Raw genomic sequence first — 21,122 nt, 5'->3', positions numbered from 1 at the left:
CTTATGCCGGAGAGAAGTTAACAAGAAAAGTTGGAGCTCAGTGGAGGAGCTTCACAAACTCCCTCATCCAGGCGTACAGGTCGCCTGGGTGCCTTGAGCTGACCCAGTTGCCGTCGACGACGACCTCTGCATCGATCCATTCTGCCCCTGCGTTTATCACGTCGTCCCTGATGGTTATCGTGCTGGTTCCCCTCCTGCCTTTAAGGACTTTGGCGGAGATGAGTATCTGCGGCCCATGGCATATGCTCGCGACCGGCTTGTCGTCCTCGAACATCCTTCTGGTTATCATAACTGCCTTCTCGTTAAGCCTGACTATCTCCGGGGCCCTCCCACCTGGAAGAACGAGGGCATCGAACTCGTTGGGGTCAACCTCCTCAAAAGTCAGATCAACGTTAACACTGTACCCGTGCTTTCCGGTTATCTTGCCCCTCTGAAAGCTGGCGACATAAACCTCGTGGCCTTCCTCTTTTATCCTATGGAGCGGGTATATCAGCTCCAGATCCTCGAAACCATCCGCGCTCAGAAACAGTACCTTCATAGGAACACCCCCATATTAACGCTCAGAGAGAAATAGAAATGGGACACTTATAAGCTTTTGTGGACAAAAACGGGCATTATAGCGGAAGTTCCGTCGTCTCTTTGTGGACCTTGAGCACGACCATGGTATGGGTCGCCTCAACGCCCTCGATTTCACCGATGGTGTCGAGGAACTCGTTGAGCTCCTCGCTTCCACTTGTCCTTATCTTCACGAGCATGTCGTAGTCGCCGGTGGTTTCATAGATTTCGACTATCTCCGGGTACTGCGTAAGCTCCTGGGCGACGTGGGAATACTTGCCGGCCTTGGACTTTATGAGTATAAACGCGAGAATCCTGAAGCCGAGAGAATCGGGGTCGAGAATGACGGTGAATTTCTTTATGATGCCTTTCTCTTTCAGCTTCTTTATCCTCTCGTAAACGGTCGATTCGGCCAGATTGACCTCCTTGGAGATCTCCCGCAGGGGCGTTCTGCTGTTCTTTTGGAGTATGGCGAGAATCTTTTTGTCTATTTCGTCCAAACCCATTCGCATGAGCATCACCACCCCTAAAAAATTTTCGGATGATTATATAAACTTGGCGATTTTAGAGAACCATACTTTTATAAAACGCCATCCGCTCTTTAATCCAGAGGCTTCTGGAGGGTCAGCCATGCCAACCAACGTAACAGCGGAGTACCTAGCAGCTGAGGAGGAATACCGGAACGCCAAGACGATTCCAGAGAAGATTCGGGCCCTCGAGAAAATGTACTCCACCGTTCCCAAGCACAAGGGAACGGAGAAGCTCAGGCTCCAGATAAAGCGAAAGCTGGCTGAGCTGAGGAAGGAGCTTGAAAAGCAGAGGCAGGTTCAGAAGAAGGGTGGCGGCTACTCCTTCAGCGTGAGGAAGGAGGGTGCTGCTCAGATAGTCTTGGCTGGCCTTCCGAATGTAGGAAAGTCCTCCCTCATGAAGGCGCTGACAAACGTTGATATCGACGTGGCTGATTATGCCTTCACAACAGTCGAACCTATCCCTGGAATGATGCATCACAAGGATGTTCAGATACAGCTCGTTGAGGTGCCCGGCCTCGTCGAGGGTGCCGCCCTCGGAAAGGGCATGGGACCCCAGCTCCTGAGTGTTATAAGGAACGCCGATGCTATAGCCATCGTCGTTGACCTCTCTCAGGATCCCGTAAAGCAGATGGAAATCCTCCTGAGGGAGTTCGAGAGGGCGGGAATAAAGCTCAACAAGCGCCGTCCAAGGGTCGAGATAAAGAGGACAGCGAGCGGTGGAATAATCATCAACGGTCAGGAGAACATAAAGGGCGACATAAGTGAAGTCATGAAGATGCTCCGCGAGGAGAGGATTCACTCAGCTGAGATAACCGTTAAGGAGCCCGTGACTCTGGAGGAGTTCGCCGACGCTTTAGACGAGAGCCTCGTCTGGAGGAGGGCTATAATCATTGCTAACAAGGGCGACGCCCCTGGAAGCAAAGAGAACTACGAGAGGCTCGTCCAGGCTTACGGAGACAGATTCAAAATCATCCCAATCTCCGCGAGGAGGAAGATAAACCTCGACAAGCTCAAGGACGAGCTGTACGAGCTGGCTGGAATAATAAGGGTCTTCACGAAGAGTCCCGGGGAAGAGCCGGCCTATCCCCCGGTGCCGCTCAAGAAGGGCTCAACGGTCATGGATCTGGCGGAAAGAATTCACAAGGACTTTGCCAAGAACTTCCGATATGCCCGTGTCTGGGGTAAGAGCGTCAAGTTCCCGGGCCAGAGGGTTGGGGCCGACCACGTGCTGGAGGATGGGGACATAGTGGAGATTCACGCACGATAATGTTAGCTCGTTTCTTTCTTGTGTGTTGTTTATATGTCATTCCTTTAGTCATCGGGATGTTTTTAATGGTCTGAGGCGGGTGGAGGATAATTGCTCCCATCGGCGGATTCCGGTGTAATTTAACCAAATGTTGTAAACCATTTTTGGTCAGCCTAACGTTTATAAGCATTGGTGATCATCTTAGAACGCCTGCTTTTAGAAAATCCAGAGGTGGGAGCATGAGACCGCTCGACCTGACGGAAAAAGACCCTTCTAAGAGAATCACGATTTACTTTGAGGGGAAATCCCTCGAGGCCTATGAGGGTGAAAAGCTCACTGTTGCCCTTCTGGCTAACGGCATCTACTGGCTCACCACGAGCACCGAGGGTAGAAAGAGAGGGGCCTTTACGTTCGGCCCCGTTCCGATGGTCGTCAACGGCGTGAAGAACATCAACGGCAGAAAAACGGTTGTAAAGGATGGCATGAGGATAGAGCGTCAGAACTACGGTGATTTTCAGGAGACTGTTGAAGTAGATGAGAGCAAACCCGTAACGAGACAGGTCGTGGATGTGGCCGTTATAGGTGCTGGCCCCGCCGGAATAGGGGCAGCACTTGAGCTTCAGGAGCATCTGACGGTCGCCCTCATTGAGGAGCGCGGCTGGCTCGGCGGAGACATGTGGCTCAAGGGCCTCCCACAGGAAGGTTTTGATGGTGAACCAAAGGAGGTTATAAAGTCACTCGTTGCCCAGTTCAACGACAACGTTCGCGTTTTCAGGAAAACGATAGCGTTGGGAATCTTCGACAAGGGGGAGTACTTCCTGGTTCCCATCGTTAAGGGAGATCAGCTTATAGAACTCATGGCGAGACGCGTTGTTTTGGCCGTTGGAGCAGTTGACAATATTCTCCTCTTTGAGAACAACGACATTCCGGGCGTTTTCAGGCGCGACTTTGCCCTTGAGGTCATGAACGTCTGGGGTGTCGCTCCCGGCAAAAAAGTCGCAGTCGTCGGGAGCAGGCCGGAGGACATCGTTCCTGAGCTTGAGAGATGGGGTATCGAGTACATCGTCGTCCCAAACCCGAAGCGCGTTGAAGGAACGGAAAAGGTTGAAAAGCTGATAGATATGAACGGCAACGTTTACGAGGTTGACGCTGTGATAGTTTCTGATGGCAGAAGGCCGGACATAAACCCGATAACCCAGGCCGGCGGAAAGCTTCGCTTCAAGAGAGGCTACTACATGCCAGTTCTCGACTCCCAGCACAGAATAAGGGACGGCATCTACGTCGCTGGAAGCGCCGTCAGCATAAAGCCCCACTATGCCAACTACCTTGAAGGCAGACTCGTTGGGGCATACATCCTTGGAGAGTTCGGCTACGAAGCCCAGCCGTGTGTTTATGAGAAGAAGCTGAGGGAGTACGAGCCTGAGGCTATCACCATCCACAAGATAGAGTTCGACGCCTTTAGTCTGGAGGACGTCCAGATATGTGGCTGCGACGTCTCGCTGAAGAAGGTCGACGATGTGGTGAGAAGTGGTATAACAGACCTTCAAATAATCAAGCGTCTCACCCACCTGGCCATGGGCTTCTGCCAAGGTCGCTTCTGCCTCTTTAACGGCGCGGTGGTGGTTTCCCAGAGGGCCAACCTAGACATGGCGAAAATTGACCTGCCGGTAGCGAGACCGCCGCTCAAGAACGTGAAGATGAAGGTTACCGCCGCTGGGGGATGATGGCTTATGCCGACGAAAGAACTTCCCGAAAGAAGCGAAATCGTTATCATCGGCGGGGGAATAATAGGTGTGACCCTTGCCCACGAGCTAGCTAAACGCGGTGAGGAGGTCACCGTCATAGAGAAGCGCTTCGTAGGCTCAGGCTCGACCTTCCGTTGTGGAACTGGCATAAGGCAGCAGTTCAACGACGAGGCCAACGTTCAGGTCATGAAGCGCTCCGTCGAGCTCTGGAAGCACTATAGTGAAGAGTACGGCTTCTCCTTCGAGCAGACAGGTTATCTATTCTTGCTCTACGACGATGATGAGGTCGAGGAGTTCAAGAGGAACATAGCCATCCAGAACCGCTTCGGCGTCCCGACGAGGCTCATAACTCCAGAAGAGGCGAAGGAGATAGTCCCGCTCCTTGACATAAGTGAGGTCATAGCGGCATCGTGGAACCCCACTGATGGAAAGGCCGATCCCTTCTACTCGACCGCTGCATTCGCCCTCAACGCCGAGCGCTTTGGGGCTAAGCTGGTTGAGTACACGGAGGCCAAGGATTTTATCATCGAGAACGGTGAGATAAAGGGTCTCAAGACCAACAGGGGAGTTATCAAGACGGGCATCGTCGTTAACGCCACCAACGCGTGGGCCAAGCTAATCAACGCAATGGCCGGAATAAAGACTCCTATTCCGATAGAGCCTTACAAACATCAGGCGGTGATAACGCAGCCAATAAGGAAGGGCGCGATAAAGCCGATGGTCATTTCCTTCAAGTACGGCCACGCTTATCTGACCCAGACCAGCCACGGCGGCGTTGTTGGAGGCGTCGGCTACGAGCTGGGGCCGACCTACGACCTCAATCCGACCTATGAGTTCATGCGCGAGGTGAGCTACTACTTCACCAGGATAATCCCGGCCCTGAGGGAGCTTCTTATACTCAGAACATGGGCGGGCTACTATGCTAAAACGCCTGATAGCAACCCTGCCATAGGAAAAATCGGGGAGCTGAACGACTACTACATTGCCGCCGGCTTTTCCGGCCACGGCTTCATGATGGCCCCGGCCGTTGCGGAGATGGTCGCCGATTTGATAACCAAGGGTAGAACGAGCCTTCCAGTCGAGTGGTATGACCCATACAGATTTGAGCGTGGTGAGCTCAGGGGCCAAGCCCTCCAGATGGGGTGAAGTCCTTTCTTTTTCCTTCGCTATCCTTAAATATCTTCTCGCCGAATTTTCGTGGGTGAAATCATGTATCGCGTTGATTCTCCCGGTCGGGTGAATCTTATCGGTGAGCACACTGACTACGCCCTTGGCTACGCCATGCCGATGGCAATAAACATCCACACGGTTCTGCATGCCAGGGAGGACGAGCAGATCTGGGTTTACTCGCAGATATTCCGTGAGGTCAAGGAGTTCTCGCTCGATGACATCAGAAGGAGTGGGGACTGGGCGGACTACATAAAGGGAATCTTCTGGGTTCTCCGGGAAGAAGGGCATGAAGTAGGCGGCATGAAGGGAATTCTGAATGGAGACCTGCCTATAGGCTCGGGTTTGGGTTCTTCAGCGAGTCTTGAGCTTGCCGTTCTGGCGTTTCTCAACGAGGCATATAAACTGAGATTACTCCCCATAGAAATGGCCCTCCTGGCTCAGAAGGCCGAAAACGAGTTTGTGGGTGTCCCCTGTGGAATACTCGACCAGTTCACCATGACCCATGGAAAGAGGGGGCACGTCATTTTCCTTGATACTGATACGCTGAGGCACGAATACATAAAATTCCCGAGGGACATTCAGGCGATCGTCTTCTATACCGGTGTCAAGAGGGAGCTGGCCAACTCAGCCTACGCGGAGCGTAGGAAGGTTGCAGAAGAAACCTTAGGGCTTCTCGGTAAGAGAACTTCCAAGGAGGTTGAGGAGGCAGAGCTGAGAAACATCCCCTCCCTCTACAGGCGCCTCTTTGGCTACATCGTTAGAGAAAACCGGCGCGTTCTAGAGGCAAGAGATGCACTCAGGGAGGGGGATGTAGACACATTGGGAGAGCTTATCACAGCTTCTCACTGGGATCTTGCGAGGAGCTATGATGTAAGCTGTGAAGAGTTGGACTTCTTCGTTCGTAGATCCCTCCAGCTCGGCGCCTACGGCGCGAAGCTCACGGGAACAGGTTTCGGCGGTTCGGCCATAGCGATAGTCGATAGTGACAGGGCACTGAGCATTGCTAGGACAGTCTTAGAGGAGTACCAGCGTACCTTCAACTGGGAGGCCGACTACTATCTTGTCCTCCCGACCGATGGTGTTGCTGTGAGGAGGGTTTAGGGTGTCTCTCTTGTATCTTTTATCTCTCCATAAACATTGGCACTTTTCCCAAGTTCTCTCAAAGGTCGTGTTCTGAAGAGAGAACCATCGAGATGCTTCAGCGCCATAATAAATCCTCAGCCTAAAATCACCTTGGAGGAAGTTTTATAAGAGGCTTCCCATAGGCGCGAGCGATGAGCAGAAGGGAGCTCGTCGTAACGCAAGGGAGGCGCGAGAAGGCAGGGAAGATTCGCAGAATAAGGATCAAGCGCAGGAACGTGGTCCTGCTAGCGGTGAGTATGTTCATCGCCAACGCGGCCTTTGGCATGGCGTTTCCATATCTCAGCGTCTACATGAAGCTCCTCGGCGGCGGCATGCTGATGGTCGGGCTTTTAAGCGTCGCCTTCAACCTGACCTCGACAGTCTTCCAGTATCCCTTTGGCTATCTCTCCGATAGGACTAGGAACAGGAAGGCCTTCATATCCTTCGGCCTGTTCTCTACGGGGACCTTCTATGCCCTCATGGCGGTCGTTTCAACTCCGTTAGCCCTGCTTACCCTGAGGACGTTTCAGGGGGCACTCGGCTCAGCCATTATGCCTGCCCATTCGGCGCTGATAGCGGAGCTCTCGACCCGTGTGGGTTCAGCCTACGGGCTCTTCGGTTCGATTGAGAACGCGGGCTACATGCTGGGCAACTTCATCGGCGGCTTCCTCATAAAATACATTGGAATTAGGGGAATCTTCCTCATAGCAGGGGCTCTCCTCGTCCTTTCCTCTGCGATAGTTCTCCTCCTCAGGGAGAGGCCGAGGCCGAAAAGGGCTCCAAGAAAGCTTATACTCGTCCAGGAAGGGCGGGAAAGCGAGAAGGCAACCTTCCAGGGTGCGGCATTCAAGCGGCTCATGAGGGGCCATCTGGGCCTTTTCTACTTTACAGTTCTGCTCGTAATGATAGCTTCCGGTCAGGTCTATTCAGTGGTCTCGGTTTACTTTGAGGAGGTCTTTGGGAGCGAGTGGGTCGGGATACTTTTTGGAATAGACTCTTTAGCGGCGGCGGTGAGCGGATACTACCTCGGGAAGCTGATTGACCGCTACGGCGCCAAGAAATTCTACCTGCTGGCGATAGCCGGCTACGCCATCGCTTTCCTAGGCTACGCTTTCGCGAAGAATCTCTACCTGATGATCGTCGTGGCCCTCCTTTCGGGCGTCAAGTGGTCACTGACCCTAAACGCCTCCTCGACCTATGTTGCCACGAAGGTCAGGGCGACGGAGAGGGGTCAGGCTATGGGCCTGCTCAACGCTATGATGAGCCTCGGCTGGGTCGTAGGTCCATTACTCGGAGGCTATCTCTCCGCCATAAGCTTTGAGCTGAACTTCACAAGCACGCTCGTGCCTCTCGGAGTAGCTTTCCTCTTCGCGCTTAGACTGCCAGAGTGATGCACTCCGGTGGGACTTTCTCGACTATCCTGACGTTCTTCCCGGCTTTGTAAACCTTCAGGCCTTTCTTTCGGAGGCATTCGGCGTCTATTACCAGAAGAACCACGTCCCGCCCGTGCCGCCTGCCGGTTTTGATTGCCTCGCTTTTGCTCGTGCTTAGGTGGACGAACTGCCTCCTCATGGGCTTCAACCCCTCGCGGAGAATGCTCTCGAGGTTCCTCCTCGGCGTGCCGTGGTAGAGGAAGCGGCTCTCGGTGTCTTCTTCGTGGTTTAGACTCACCGGAAAGCTGTGGCCGTAGCGGGCGCGTATTCTGTCTCCTTGAATCTCGTAGCGGCCCTTCGCATCGCGGGCGACTACTTCGCGTACGAACTCCTCCGTAACGTCTGGATAGACAGTTTTTAGGGCCTCGACGAGCTCGGAAAGGGGCACGAAGCCCTCCACGTCAGGCCTCAGTCCGAACTCTTCCGGCGAGTGCCGCAGGATGTAGGCCATTAGCTTGCTGACTTTTCTTCTGCCCGGAAACATCGTGAAAAGTTGGAAAGAAGCTCCAAAAAGCTTTCCCTTACGCACGGTAAGAAACGGGCTTTTTGACGGGCTTCTTGACGTTTATGTCCCTAACAACGAACTCATCGTAGACGTGGCCTTTTTCATATACTTCAAATTCCTGACCGTAGATGTCCTTGCCCCAGATACGGATCTCCATTTGATAGGCTATTCTGCCTCCGACAAGAACGCCATCCCTGAACCTGACCTCAAGGATGCCGTTGGTAACGTTGAACGTCATGTTCGCATTGGAGCCTATGAACAGCTTAGTCATGGCATCGAGGTCTTCCTTTGTTATCTGATAGTAAAGCAGCTGCGTATCGTTTTCGATGGTTGTGTTGGATGGTTCTTCCTGTAGATACTTTGCCACGAAGCTCACGATGTTGTATTCCCAGGTGAGGTTTAAAATGGTCTCCGGATCAATTCCGAGGGTCTCGTTCGTCATCTTCTGCCATGTTCCGCTTGAAAAGACATAGATTTCGTCGTCCTTTATAATCTGGCGCGAGAAAACGGCGGCCCCTCCCGGAAATGTCCTGGTCGTAGTGTTGACGTCGGCTTCCTTGCTATCAAGATCGATATAGCCCTTCCGTTTGTAAATCACAGTAACGTTGCCTTCATCCCGGGTAACGTTCCCCTGAGAGATCCTGACGTGAAGTATCATGCTTGTGTTTTCGAGGTAGGTGAACTGCTTTATACTCCTCATGTTTTTGAGGAGCTCCTCCGTCGGGTAGTGCTTGGGCTGGAGGACTACTTTTGGGGATGATGTGTTTGACGTTGCCGCGGGCGTAGTGGATGTCCCCGTGTTCTCCCATATACATCCAGCACCAATTCCGACCAGAAAAACGACCAGCAACAGGATGCTGAGCTTTTTCATTATTCATGCCTCCTTTTTAATTTGTTTCAATGCCGTCCCCTCCGCTGAAGGATTAAACCAGTCGAAAGAAACATCACGCTCAGAGATAGCGCACTGCCGTCACGAAAGAGGAGTCCCAGAACCATTAAGAAAAGCCCGCAGATAATCACCGTCCTTCCAGGGTCATCTTTAACAAACTGAAGCAATTTCATCTCCGACCCTCCAGTTCTTTTAAATGCTCTATCCTCTTTTCAATCGAAGGGTGTCTGTTCAACAGGTTAAACCATTTCCCTGTTTTTTCCGGCAGCAAGTTGAGCTCAGCCAGCTTTTTAAGTGCCATTAGAGTTGGCTCAAGCCCCACGACATTCGCCGCGAACTCATCTGCCTTGAACTCGTTCCTTATGGCTATTCTTGATTCAATAACAAAGAGCCAGAAGTAGAAGGCAAAGAAGAAAACGCCGAAGAAAACCCACGGCGATGAGAACAGCTGAACGTTGAATTTGTGGAGGATGTAGATGAGTCCTATCCAGAAGATGAACCAACCGATGCTCAAAGCCGCGTTTATCCAGAGGTGCTTTCCTTTTATGTGCCCAATCTCATGGGCTAAGACCGCTTTAATCTCGTCCTCTTCGAAGTTATCAACCAGATAGTGGGTTAAAACAACGTAGCGGTAGCGGGGGATTATACCCGTAACCATGGCGTTTGCGAGCTTTTGACCGGGCTTTCCTTTAACGATGATGCCCCTGACTTTAACTCCCTGCTCCTCACAGAACCTCATGAGCTCGGCCTTAAGCTCGGGGTCGAGCTCGCTCTTTGTCCCAACTCTAATGAGGATGAGTGGAAAGAGCGCAAAGAAAGCGAGTATTAGGGTTGAGTACATGAGCAGGTCAAACCACCACTTTGAGGTCAAACTCTCTGGCAGGTAGAGTATCAGCAGCAGCCAGATAAAGGCAAAGCCAACTGTTGGACCAAGAATAAGTGCGAGAACTTTCAGAACCTCCTTTTTTGGATTTTCAATCTTTTCCTCTGTAATATTCACCCCTACTTTGACGGTCTCGTAGATGATGAGGAAGATTGACAGCAGAAGCGGGAAGATCAGGATTGCTGCAAATGCAAACACCTTGAATATTTCGGGTAGGGGGAGATTATCCACTATGTCAGAGGCCCAGTCAAGGGCTCCGAGGGCTATCATCGCAGGCAAGTAGAGTATGAAGGCCCCGAAAATGCAGACCACCTCAGCCTTCAGCAGATTATAGTTTTTCTCTTTCTTTGGTAGCTCTTCTCTCAGGATTTTGCGGCCCCAGTGTCTCATGACGAGGGGAGGAATAATAACGGTTGCAATGGACACCAGAACCAATGAAATCTCTTTCATATTTTTCACCGGGCGGAGATACGTCTGGTTTGGAATTTAAGAGTTGTGGTTCAATTTTCAAAAAAGGTTGGAAGAGTAAAAACCTCACGGTAGCTCGATGACGGCCCATATCGGCCTGTGGTCGGAAACTTCCACATCGCAGAGGCATCCGTAGTCTTTGACCTTTGCCGGCCAGTCCTTCTTGAGCAGGATGTGGTCGATGTTTTCGATGTCGATGTTGCCCCAGTTTGAAAGTGTATGGCGGCCTCTTCTCAAAGGAGTTATAGTAGTTGCGCGTAAGTATTGCTATCGCCTCCTCGTCCGGTTCGACGTTAGTGTCGCCTGCTATTATATGGGCTACCGGCTCGCTCTCCGCGAACTTGAGGAGCTCTCCCGCCTGCATTGCTCTCTCTGTCTCGTTCAGCCCCATGTGCACGTTGACGAGGGTTAATTCGAGCTCATCGATGGTTACCTTCTGGGCTGACCTCGCCTGTCCGAGGCTCTCGGGGTTGAGTTCACTCTCCGTCTTCATGTGCCAGTGCGAGAAGACCGCTATGCCGTGGGTTCCTTCAACGGCCGGTTTGTACTCATAGGCGTAGCCGAGGTATGCGGAGATCATCAGAGGGATATCCTGGTAGCCGTTGCCGATCATTCCACCGACGACCTCCTGAGCCGCCCAGATATCGGGTTTCTGCTCCTTCAGGAGATTAATCAGCTCGTAGCCGTTGAACGTCCCCTGGTAAGGCCCGAAGCCCTGGTGGACGTTGTAGCTCCAGATGAGGACTTCCTTCTTGGCTTCAACGTAAGTTGGGCCCACGTTGAAGAGGGCGAGAACTATTACCGAAACCACTGCGAGGCCGAGAAGCGGGCCCACTATTTCTTTCGCGTTTGGAAGCCTAACCTCGGTACTTCCACCGTAGCTCGCGAGGGCGTAGATCACGGAAGCGGCTAGAATTAGGGCTTCAAGGTTGTCATCCATGAACGCCAAACCGATGTCCATGCCGACGTAGGCACCCAAAGCCAAAGTTGCCACGAGGAAGAGGTAAGCGGCGCCGATTACCCCACCCCTGCTGCCCTTAGCGCTCTCGACGAGAGCTATGGCTGATGCAAAGGCAAGGGAAGCCACCGCGTAGGCCGCCATTAGGGCCGCTCCAGCTTTTCTGCTCATTTTGCCAACGAGATGGAGGCGAGTATGAGGAGTATTATATCAAGTCCCGATGGGAAGTTCACGCCGTAGAAGAACGTCTTCTCAAGGCTGGAATAAGCGCCGGCAACGAAGATCCTCAGGCTCGACGCCAGCAGCACTCCGGTCCCGATTCCAAGCAGTATCTTATTCCTATCGCTAACCTTCACTAGCATCATCTAAAACCCAAGTTTGCCAGAATGGACTTAAAGTTTGCTAAAATGTGAAGAGAAAAGAGGTGTCACTTGAACTTCCTCAAAGCCATCTCGGCTGCAACGCTTATCGGATCTATCGTCGGGCTTATCGGCGGGGCGTAGGCGGTCTCTAAGTAAACAACGTCCTCGACAGTTGCACCTTTCTGTGCTAAAGCTGAGAGCGTCATTATCCTGCCCCAGACGCGCTCGCCGCCGACTATCTGCGCTCCGATGAGCTTTCTATCGTCCTTCCTGAAGATGACCTTCACGGTTATCGGCTTGCCGCCGGGATAGTACTCGGGCTTGGTGGAGCCTTTGAACTTACCAACGGCTATCGCGATGCCCTCTTTCTTCGCCCTATCCTCCGTTATGCCGAAGGTGCCGATCTCAAGGCCGAAGAGCTCGGTTATTGCCGTGTTGAAGACGGGCCTGAAGGAGACGTCCTTTCCTGCTATGTGCTCCGCTGCCACTTTCGCCATCCTCACTGCAGAAGTTCCCAGCTGGCTGAGGATTCTCCCTCCAGTAACGGCGTCAATAACTTCCGCACAGTCGCCTATCGCGTATATGTCAGGGTCGCTCGTCTGGAGGTGCTCGTTGACAACTATTCCGCGGTTAACTTCGAGGCCCGCTTTTTTAGCGAGGTCAACGTTGGCCCTCACACCGGTGGCGACGAGAACCAGATCAGCCTCGACTTCCTCGTCACCAATTTTTACGGCCTTGACGGGGCTGCCTATTATCTCGCTCACACCGACGCCGAAGCGGAAGGAAACGCCGTGCCTCTCCATCTCCGTTTGAACGAGCTTGGCGATATCTTTGTCCAGCATCGTGGGCAGAAGCCTGTCCAGCAGCTCGACGACGAGGACCTCCATGCCGAGCTTTGCGAAGGCCTCCGCGCCTTCAAGACCGATCAGGCCAGCACCGATGACGACGGCTTTCTTCGGCTTCCTCTCGGCTATGTAGGCCTTTATCTTCCTCACGTCGTCGAGGCTCTTGAGCGTGAAGACGCCTTCGTTCTCGACGCCCTTGATCGGCGGGACGAAGGCCTTTGAGCCTACAGCCAGAACGAGCTTGTCGTAGGGAACTTCGCCCTTGTCTGTAATGACAACCTTCCGCTCCCTATCTATCTCCTTGGCCTCGGTGCCGAGCATGAGGGTTATTTTCTGCTTCTCGTAGAACTCGTTCGGGAAGACGATAACGTCCTCGGGCTTCTCTATCGTGCCGCTTATCACGTGGGGGAGCGCACACGGCGAGTACTGCATCGTCTCCTCCTTTCCGATGACGATGATTTCCGCCTTCCTGTCGAGCTTCCTCATAAAAAGGGCGAAGTTGCTTCCGGCAGTTCCAGAACCGATGACCACGATTTTCATAGACACCACCGGAGAAAAGAGGAAGGAGGGATATAAAAATCTGCCCTTAACCGAAGGTTGGTTAGCGCATCCACTTCCTTGCTATGACGGCGACGATAAGCGCCATGAAGATGGCACCGGTGAGGGCTTCAATGGCACTCAAGGCTTTGAGCCAGCCGGTCGGGTGCATGTCGCCATAGCCGAGGGTTGTGAAGGTGACGAGGGAGTAGTAGAGGGCGTCGGCGAAGCGGACGAGGTAATTTGAGGTTTGAGGAAAGCCGTCAATGTAGGCGCTCCAGAGGGTGTATGGAACCGCGTTGCCAATAATAACGAGCAGTGAAAGCAGAAAGAGCCGAACCCAGTTCGTGCCATATTCTGAGGGCAGATCACCCAAAAGCCATTCAATGAAGTTGTGAGTGCGAGCTTTAAGTTTCTCCAACTTACCCTGTGCGTTCCTTAGCCGTGCCCTTCTTTTGGCGCGCATTTCGAGGACGAACATTCTGTCGGCTTCGTCGCGCTTGCCTTCTTTTTCATAGCTAAGACGCTGGACGCGGCGAGCTTCGATTTCGGCTTCTGGGAGTTTGAACCATTCACTTGGAAGGTCCAATTTTATTCCTTTGCGAATATCACTATTAGAAAAGTTCAGTTTGCCATAAAACTTAAACTTATACTGCGACCTCCAATTTTCGTCTGCAAAATCTTCCCAGTCTGCAAAGATTGGAACCTCATTAAAGGTTGTTTCCTCAAAATCTACATCACCCCTAAAAATAGTTGCTACAAACCAAGCTTCTTTTCCAAAAGAAACCTTCCAAAAACTTACCTCTTTTTCAAATACTGCATATTCGAAGTTTGCAATATCTTCAAATTTACTTTTAGTGAACTCTGTAACTTGTTCAAAATGAGAGCCCTCGAACCAAGCTTCTCCTTCGAAAACTACTTCTTCAAACTTGACATTGCAATGGAATATCGCTCCCGCAAAATCCGCATTGCCTTTGAAAATAGCTTTATAAAAACGAGCTCCTCCAAAGAACCTTTTCCCTTTAGGAGAGTCATAAAACTCTGCTCCTGTGAAATCGACATGTTCTTCAAAAATGGTCCAATCAAATATTGCCCCTCTCCTAAAAATGGCATGTGAAAATAGAGATTTCATATCTTTTGGAATTTTAGGGAAAACGAATCCTCTACAATCAACAGGAATATCAAAAATAGTACATGTAACAACTTTTTGTCCTTGAGGCACACTTCTCTTAATCTCCCTTTGTCTCGGCTTAAACCTCTCCAGAAACTTCCTGTAGAACTCTACGGCCTCTTCCTCGGTCTTGTTCGGCTTGTGAAAAATGCAGTACTCCTGGTCGGCCGTCTCGGGGTCGCAGTTCCCGAAGTGTGCCATCTTGCACATGGCTATACCTTACTCCTCAGAACTATAAAAGTTTTCGTTAAAAACCGTCAAAAGGAAAGAAAACCTCAGGGCTCCACAACCGTCCCGCTGTGCTTACCCTTTATCACATCGAAGAGGCTGTAGGCGTCCTTCTTGCCCACGATGTACGTCCTTATCTTGCCGCGCTGGATGAACTTCGCAGCAAGGGCATCGACGACGCCGCTTCCACCGGCCTTGCTTTCGCCCTCCATCGCTATGTCGACGAGCTGGTCGACGGTTATCCTGTTGAGCTTCTTTGCGTCAGGATTCTTCCTCGGATCGCTGTCGTAGACACCGTCAACGTTGGTGACCACGATCAGAAGGTCGGCCTGCAGGTACTCGGCGAGAAGGGCAGCGACCGCATCGGTCGTGTGTCCTGGGTGAGTTCCGCCCATTATGGGTATCTTCTTGAGCTGTATGACCTCCCAGGCCTTCCTGAAGTCCTGGACGACGAAGGGATAAGCTTTCTCGCCGAGCGCAGCTATTAGAAGCATTGCGTTGGCCCTGGTGATGTGAATTCCTATGTAGTCCTTGAAGGTCTCGTTGGGCGTGAAGGTCTTCGCAGCCTTGATGTACTTGCGCGCCACTTTGCCGCCGCCGACTACCACAGCCACCTCATGGTCCTCGCTTATCTTGGTGAGCTCATATGCGATGGCCTTGATAAAATCGATGTCGGGATCGTCCGGAACGAGAACTGAACCGCCTATGTCAAAGACTATCCTCATGATGACCCTCACGATGCTAATTGGGGCCCCTTTATAACCTTTTCTTGCCAGTAAAATATCAAAAAGAGTAGAAAGTCCTCAGTAGTAGTACCAGATGGTCTCGTAGTCCTCCCTCTTCTCCCCGATGCTCTCCAGATAGCGGAGATACTCCTCTATTGGGACGTCTGTGTATGTGTAGAGTTTCGTCTCGCTGATGCCTTTCTCCCACGGATGGAAGAGGTACACCCTGCTTCCGTCGGGCTTTATGGCTATGAGCTCCCTGTCCTGCCAGGCCCTCAGGTGGTTCTTGCCCATCCTCGGCACGTTGAAGATCGGCTCGTCCGTCCTGAACTGGCCCGGTAAGAGCCTTGCCTCCTCTTTCCTCTCCTGGATGACCCTCGCTATCGGCACGAGATAGTCTCTCTGCTCGATCTTACCTTTGGGATAGAAGGTGTAGTATGGATCGATGCCGATCTTCTTGAGGGCTATTCTAAGTGCAACGTTCTCGAAGCGCCTGCTGACGTTTCTCTGGTAGACTAGCTGGTTGTAGACGTATATTCCCTGCCTCCTGAGGTTGTAGACTGCCCTGGCCATCTCTGGGGTCACCTCGTAGGCCGTTTCTACGTGGGTCGAGACGGCCACGTTCCTCTTGCCTGGCTCGATGTACGATCCGAGTATCTCGGCCAGCTCTTCAGTTATGCGCATTGGGACGGTCACTGGAATCCTTGTTCCCCAGCGGATGTTAATGACGTGGTCGAACTCGCTCAGACGGGACATTATCTTGTCTATAATCTTGTTGCTCAGGGCGAAGGGGTCTCCTCCAGTTATGAGCACGTCTATCATCGACTCGCGCTCGCCGAACCACTCTATAGCCTTCTCTATCTTGTCCCATCCCGGGAACGAGCCTGCCATAAAGGGTTCAAGGACCTCCCAGTTCCTCTGGCAGTAGACGCATATCTGTGGGCAGGTGTCGAAGGCCTTGAGGATCGCTATCATCACGTACCTCCTCGTGACGAGGTCTATCGGAGAGGTGTCGTGCTCGCCCATGAAGTCGAAGGCGTACTCTCTGTCCTTGCGGTGGAGTATCATGTTGTCCATGTACCACTTGGGCGGCATCACCTGCCTTCTGACGTGCCTGTCCTCCTTGTAGGGCTCCTTAAAGTCCCAGAGGTGGAGGTAGTAAGGTGTTATTCCCCAGGGAATGCGATACTTGACTGCTCTCTCGACTTCTTCCAGATCCTCCTCTGGAACCTTGACGATGCCAAGTTCGTTGAGCTCTCTGAGGATTTCAAGGCCCTTCCTGCCCTTGAGGACATGGCTGAACTGCCACCTGTAGTCGAACCACTCCTCATCGCCTATGCCCCAGTACTCCTCGAGCTGCTTCCTCTGCTCCTCCCTCTTCTTGATTATCCTCCCGTCGAGTCCACTCGGATAGCGGTCGAGCCAGGCCTTTATGTACTCGTAGACCTTATCGAGGTAGTCGGAGCGCAGCTTCCCTGCCTCCCTGCCGTGAACCTTACTGAAGTCGGGTGAAACTATGCCTGCTTTTTCCAGCTTCGGCCCAAGCCAGCCCTTGGAGTAGTTGGCCTTGCCAGACATGGCAAGGAAGAGGTGCCTGAACTCCTCGAGGAATCCCTTAGTGAGAACACTAAGGGTCTTTTCGTCGCCCTTGGCGGCTTTCCAGAGATATTCCAGCGTTGAGAAGCCTGCTGCCTTTTCGTTGTATGGCGAGAGAATGTTCTCAAAGACGTCGCAGGCATAGATGGCGAGCCACCTGTCTATGGGGCTTACCTCTATCTCGCCGCTTTTGAACTTCCACCCCAGGTTCCTCGTGAATTCCAGGAGCTTCTCCCTTGCCTCCTCAAGACTCTCGCTCTTCTGGAGAATTTCGCCTATTTCTGGAAGTGGCTCGAAGATTTCCATGAATTCTCCGTGCCCCACCCCCTGCTCAAGACCCCATGGAGACTTCTCAACCCCAAAGGCTGAAAGGGCACTCTCAACCCTAATCACGGTGATCACCTCCTGACCTTGAAGAGGACAGAAAGAGGCGTGGAAGTACGTATGCGTGCATTAATTCTGAGAATACCTATTTAAATTTTACTCCCATTCTCGAATAACCTGCGTCACATAGTGTAGAAAACAAAAGAATATTTGGCAGACTTTTGGGATATATTAGCCTATCTGAAAGGCCGAGCTCCTCAGTTCGCCGCGCTCGAATCTGTACGGGTCGTACCACTCCCAGTCGAGGGGCACTTTGCTTTTTCCTTTGGTCATGAACTCCGCCATCGCTTGGGCAACCGCTGGAGCCATCATGAAGCCGTGGCCGCTGAAGCCTGCCGCAATGTAGAAGTTGTCGAGGAGCCTTCCTATGGCAGGGTTCTTGTCAGGCGTTTTAGCGTAGAAGCCGGCCCACTGGCGGACGATATGGGCGTGTCTGATGGCGGGAATTATCTGAACGGCGTATTTCAGCACACCCCTCAGAAAGTCGTAGGTCGGCTCGTAGTCGTCGAGGCTTTTGGCTTTGTGCTCTATTCCCGAGCCACAGATTATTCCACCGTCCTCGCCGTCCTGGATGAGGTAGCTGTCGTTCCAGCTTGGCGGACAGACGAGGGGTTCGACCTGACCCGGCTTGAGGGGCTCCGTCTTCACGAGCTGGTGCTTGTACGCGGTTATTGGAACGAGTTCCCTGCTCAGGCCTGCCATCTCGTTAATCAGCGGTGCCCATGCGTTGGCCGCGTTGAGAAGGGCGTCAACCTTAACGCTCTCAACCTTTCCGTTGCTTCTGAACTTCACCGCGATTATCTTGTCCCCCTCGCGCTCCAGAGCCACAACTTCGGTGTGCTCCCTCGCGTCAACGCCCATCTCCTTGGCTTTCGTGAGATATGCAAAGAGCGTCTTGAATGGGTTGGCCTTTCCGTCCATCGGGTTCCAGGCCCCGGCCAAGAATGGTTCCGTGTTGAGTGGCGGGACTATTTCCTTTGCCGCGTCCATATCTATGAGCCTCGTGGGAACGCCAAAGCTGTTCTGGAGCTTTATGTTGTTTTTAAAGGCTTCAACCTCCTCCTCACTCGTCGCCAGGAAGAGGTAACCAGAGTGCCGGAAGCCTATCTCGGCCCCGAGCTCCTCTTCAAGTCTCTCCCAGCGCTCGATGGCGTACTTCATGAGCCTGATGTTGGCCTCGTCCGTGAACTGCGCCCGTATTCCCGTTGCACAGCGGAAGGTCGAACCTGAGCCGAAGTAGTTCTTCTCGAAGAGGATTACCTCTTCTCCGAGCTTTGCCAGCTCATAGGCCGTCGCGACGCCTATTATTCCGCCGCCGATGATCGCTATCTTACTCATCGGCACCACCCACCAGAACCTCGACGCGGACGGGCATTATCGGAACCCTCGACTTTGGGAGCGGTATATCCTCCTGCCTCTTTCCCGTCTTCCTCGCGAGGATTGAGATTACAATCGGGATGCACGTCCTTCCCTGGCAGGGCCCCATGCCTATCCTGAGAAGCCGCTTGATTTCCTCGATGTCCGTGATGCCCGAGTCGATGAGCCTCTCGACGCCTTCAACCGTGACGTCGTTGCAGCGGCAGACGATTTTCTTCCCGCTCATTCTTTCACCACCACAGCTCTTTCTGATGAAAGCGCTGGCGGAATGTTTCTGACTCCCAAACTAGCTTCAACGATATTGGGTGCCCGCGCAATTGATGCCATTCTGTTGTTCACCCCTGAAATGCGCCCTTCGGGCGCGAGATGACTGTGAACCTTACAGAGGTGTCCCATCTTTTGGCACCCATCAGATACAATCTCGGCGGCCGTCATTCTCTCATCACCTTAACCGCTCTGACCTCCCAGGCGAGTTCTATTGGAACCTCCACAGTGATTATCGGCGTGTCCCCCTTGCTTCTCTCCCTCGGGACTACCGTGAGGACTTTCCCCTTGCCAACAGGCTCCCCGACGCGGTTAAGGAGAACGACCTCCTCGCCCCTCTCCGGAACTGGCAGAAGCTCGTGAGGCATCGTTATCCTCGCCTTGTCTCCAACGTAGTGCATCATGAAGAATGCTAGGCCGGGGCATATCTGGACACAGAGAGAGCAGCCTATGCACTTGTCATAGTCAACGATGGGCAAATCGTTCGGCGTGGGCATGCTTATGGCTCCAGTAGGACATATCTCCCTGCAGGGGGCGCAGGGTATCTCCTGCGGACACTCTGGAATTGCTACTGGCCTTTTCCTCAGCCTCTCCTCGCTCGGAAGCGGGATGAACTTCTGAAGCTCCTCGGGCGTTATGTAGCCGGTTCTCAGGTACTCAGGAATCTCGCTCATTCTCTCACCACCAGAGCTTTCTTAACACCTTCCATAGCATGCCTGCCGAAGGGTCCGGAGCGGAACTCGTCCAAGTCTCTCTGTGCCTTCTCTATCTCTTTGACCCAGCTCTCTTCGGCTATGCCGAGCCTCAGGGCAGCGGCTATTCCTGCTATCTTGCCCTCCAGCATCGCAGTGGTAGCCTCCTCTATTCCGGCAGAATCGCCGGCCACGAAGATGCCTCTCACGGTTGTCTCCATCCACTCGTCGCGAACTGCCACATGGCCGCTGAGCTCCCGGATGTACTTTATCTGGCAGCCTACCTGGTGGAGGAGCTCTATGCTCGGCCTCAGGCCAACCGCGAGGGCTATCACATCGACCTCGAAGACCTTCTCCGTTCCGGGAATAACGTTCCAGTTCTCGTCGAGCTGAGCAACAATTGCTTTTTCGACCCTCTCCCTTCCTTCAGCGCGAAGAATAGTGTGCCTGGTCAGTATCGGAACGCTCAAGCGTCTAACCTTGGCCGCGTGAACGAAGTAGCCTCCCACCTTCGGCATCGCCTCGACTATAGCCTTGACTTCAACTCCAGCCTGAATGAGTTGATACGCCAGAATAAGTCCCACGTTGCCCGCACCAACGATTAGAACCTTGTCGCCCGGCTTCACCCCGTAGGTGTTCATGAGGGTCTGAATGGCTCCAGCACCGTAGATTCCGGGCAGATCGTTGTTCTCGAAGGGAATCATCTTCTCCATCGCACCGGTGGCGACGATGACGGCCCTTCCACGGAACTCTATCAGCTCGCGGTTGTTTTTGACGGCCAGAACGAGCTTCTCATCTCCATCTTGGAATATTCCCACCGCCGAAGTTTCGAGGAAGACCTCGACGTTCTCCCTTTTTCTGACCTCATCCTCCAGAATCCTAGCTATCTCGACGCCCCTCACTCCAGCGAACTGCTCGCGTTTGCCAAAGAACTTGTGGGTCTGCTTGACGAGCTGACCGCCGAGCATCGGATTCTCGTCGAGAAGAACGATCTTTGCTCCTGCGTCGGCCGCATGGATTGCCGCCATCAGTCCGGCGGGCCCACCTCCAATGATGACGATGTCTGCCTTCACGACCTTGGCATCCTTCCACTCCGGCGGCTTGACGTCCTTCGGGAGCTCGGCCTTTCCTCTCTGGCGCTCTATGGTCATGCCGTCCTCGACGAGGGTTATGCACGTCCTGACGTTGGGGATTCCGTTAACGACCATCAAACAGGAGGAGCACTTTCCAATGGCACAGAAGAGGCCTCTTGGACGCTTTTCGTTGGCCGAGTAGTTCAGGACTCTGATTCCATTAGCGTGAAGTGCAGCGGCGATGGTTTCGTCCTCGTAGGCCTTGATTGGCTGTCCTTCAAAGTATATGATAACTTCTCTTCCGCGTTCAAAACGCAGAACAGGGTGTTCAGTTAGGCGCATGATGTATCACCTGTGCACCCAT

The 21,122-nt window shown here is 52.9% G+C and carries 20 protein-coding genes; 5 read left to right on the top strand and 15 right to left on the bottom strand.

Annotation, left to right across the window (positions count from 1 at the left end):
* Nucleotides 1-37: 37 nt before the first annotated feature.
* Nucleotides 38-538: a deglycase PfpI gene (gene pfpI, locus E3E33_RS07005; protein ID WP_167711349.1), complete on the bottom strand. Its 501-nt coding sequence runs from the start codon at nt 536-538 to the stop codon at nt 38-40.
* Nucleotides 539-614: 76 nt separating this feature from the next.
* Nucleotides 615-1,067, bottom strand: a complete 453-nt coding sequence (locus E3E33_RS07000; RefSeq protein ID WP_167711395.1) for an Lrp/AsnC family transcriptional regulator — start codon at nt 1,065-1,067, stop codon at nt 615-617.
* Nucleotides 1,068-1,185: 118 nt separating this feature from the next.
* Here E3E33_RS07000 and E3E33_RS06995 point away from each other — a divergent pair, with 118 nt between their 5' ends.
* From E3E33_RS06995 to E3E33_RS06975, 5 genes are all read left to right on the top strand, one after another.
* Nucleotides 1,186-2,352: a GTP-binding protein gene (locus E3E33_RS06995; RefSeq protein WP_012572243.1), complete on the top strand. Its 1,167-nt coding sequence runs from the start codon at nt 1,186-1,188 to the stop codon at nt 2,350-2,352.
* Between the two features lie 218 nt (nt 2,353-2,570).
* Nucleotides 2,571-4,055: an FAD-dependent oxidoreductase gene (locus E3E33_RS06990; protein WP_167711350.1), complete on the top strand. Its 1,485-nt coding sequence runs from the start codon at nt 2,571-2,573 to the stop codon at nt 4,053-4,055.
* A 6-nt stretch (nt 4,056-4,061) separates the two neighbouring features.
* Nucleotides 4,062-5,222: an FAD-binding oxidoreductase gene (locus E3E33_RS06985; RefSeq protein WP_167711351.1), complete on the top strand. Its 1,161-nt coding sequence runs from the start codon at nt 4,062-4,064 to the stop codon at nt 5,220-5,222.
* A 63-nt stretch (nt 5,223-5,285) separates the two neighbouring features.
* The gene (locus tag E3E33_RS06980) at nt 5,286-6,347 is read left to right on the top strand and encodes a galactokinase (protein WP_167711352.1); all 1,062 of its coding nucleotides are present in this window, start codon (nt 5,286-5,288) and stop codon (nt 6,345-6,347) included.
* A 173-nt stretch (nt 6,348-6,520) separates the two neighbouring features.
* The gene (locus E3E33_RS06975; RefSeq protein WP_167711353.1) at nt 6,521-7,759 is read left to right on the top strand and encodes an MFS transporter; all 1,239 of its coding nucleotides are present in this window, start codon (nt 6,521-6,523) and stop codon (nt 7,757-7,759) included.
* On the opposite strand, the gene E3E33_RS06970 is transcribed toward E3E33_RS06975, so the two are convergent.
* The 13 genes from E3E33_RS06970 to E3E33_RS06915 all read right to left on the bottom strand — a co-directional run bounded on the left by E3E33_RS06970 (nt 7,743) and on the right by E3E33_RS06915 (nt 21,100).
* Nucleotides 7,743-8,285, bottom strand: coding sequence for an RNA 2'-phosphotransferase (locus tag E3E33_RS06970; protein WP_167711354.1), 543 nt, complete (start codon nt 8,283-8,285; stop codon nt 7,743-7,745). The two genes, E3E33_RS06975 and E3E33_RS06970, sit on opposite strands and share 17 nt — an antisense overlap.
* A gap of 37 nt (nt 8,286-8,322) precedes the next feature.
* Entirely contained in the window at nt 8,323-9,177 is an 855-nt protein-coding gene (locus E3E33_RS06965; protein ID WP_167711355.1) for a hypothetical protein, read from the bottom strand.
* 187 nt (nt 9,178-9,364) lie between these two features.
* Nucleotides 9,365-10,468, bottom strand: coding sequence for a M48 family metalloprotease (locus E3E33_RS06960; protein WP_240912044.1), 1,104 nt, complete (start codon nt 10,466-10,468; stop codon nt 9,365-9,367).
* Nucleotides 10,407-11,675, bottom strand: coding sequence for an endonuclease/exonuclease/phosphatase family protein (locus tag E3E33_RS06955; RefSeq protein WP_240912043.1), 1,269 nt, complete (start codon nt 11,673-11,675; stop codon nt 10,407-10,409). Before E3E33_RS06955 ends, E3E33_RS06960 begins: the two co-directional genes overlap by 62 nt.
* Nucleotides 11,672-11,866, bottom strand: coding sequence for a hypothetical protein (locus E3E33_RS10980; protein WP_240912042.1), 195 nt, complete (start codon nt 11,864-11,866; stop codon nt 11,672-11,674). The genes E3E33_RS06955 and E3E33_RS10980 overlap by 4 nt, the downstream gene beginning before the upstream one ends.
* Before the next feature lie 65 nt (nt 11,867-11,931).
* Entirely contained in the window at nt 11,932-13,251 is a 1,320-nt protein-coding gene (locus tag E3E33_RS06950; protein ID WP_167711396.1) for an NAD(P)/FAD-dependent oxidoreductase, read from the bottom strand.
* Between the two features lie 61 nt (nt 13,252-13,312).
* Entirely contained in the window at nt 13,313-14,629 is a 1,317-nt protein-coding gene (locus tag E3E33_RS06945; protein WP_167711357.1) for a potassium channel family protein, read from the bottom strand.
* Between the two features lie 65 nt (nt 14,630-14,694).
* Nucleotides 14,695-15,372, bottom strand: coding sequence for a UMP kinase (gene pyrH / locus E3E33_RS06940; protein WP_167711397.1), 678 nt, complete (start codon nt 15,370-15,372; stop codon nt 14,695-14,697).
* A gap of 78 nt (nt 15,373-15,450) precedes the next feature.
* Nucleotides 15,451-17,361, bottom strand: a complete 1,911-nt coding sequence (locus E3E33_RS06935) for a KamA family radical SAM protein (RefSeq protein ID WP_342764294.1) — start codon at nt 17,359-17,361, stop codon at nt 15,451-15,453.
* A 162-nt stretch (nt 17,362-17,523) separates the two neighbouring features.
* Nucleotides 17,524-18,690: an FAD-binding oxidoreductase gene (locus E3E33_RS06930; protein ID WP_167711358.1), complete on the bottom strand. Its 1,167-nt coding sequence runs from the start codon at nt 18,688-18,690 to the stop codon at nt 17,524-17,526.
* Nucleotides 18,683-18,955: a (2Fe-2S)-binding protein gene (locus tag E3E33_RS06925; RefSeq protein ID WP_167711359.1), complete on the bottom strand. Its 273-nt coding sequence runs from the start codon at nt 18,953-18,955 to the stop codon at nt 18,683-18,685. The genes E3E33_RS06930 and E3E33_RS06925 overlap by 8 nt, the downstream gene beginning before the upstream one ends.
* A 205-nt stretch (nt 18,956-19,160) precedes the next feature.
* Entirely contained in the window at nt 19,161-19,667 is a 507-nt protein-coding gene (locus E3E33_RS06920) for a 4Fe-4S dicluster domain-containing protein (protein ID WP_167711360.1), read from the bottom strand.
* Complete coding sequence (locus E3E33_RS06915) at nt 19,664-21,100, bottom strand: FAD-dependent oxidoreductase (protein ID WP_167711361.1); 1,437 nt, start codon at nt 21,098-21,100, stop codon at nt 19,664-19,666. Before E3E33_RS06915 ends, E3E33_RS06920 begins: the two co-directional genes overlap by 4 nt.
* Nucleotides 21,101-21,122 lie beyond the last annotated feature (22 nt).

It is taken from the genome of Thermococcus sp. GR5 (assembly GCF_012027535.1).
Taxonomy (GTDB): Archaea; Methanobacteriota_B; Thermococci; order Thermococcales; family Thermococcaceae; genus Thermococcus; species Thermococcus onnurineus.
The sequence above is the reverse complement of the archived record's forward strand: the minus strand, read 5'-3'. Positions and strand labels throughout refer to the sequence as shown.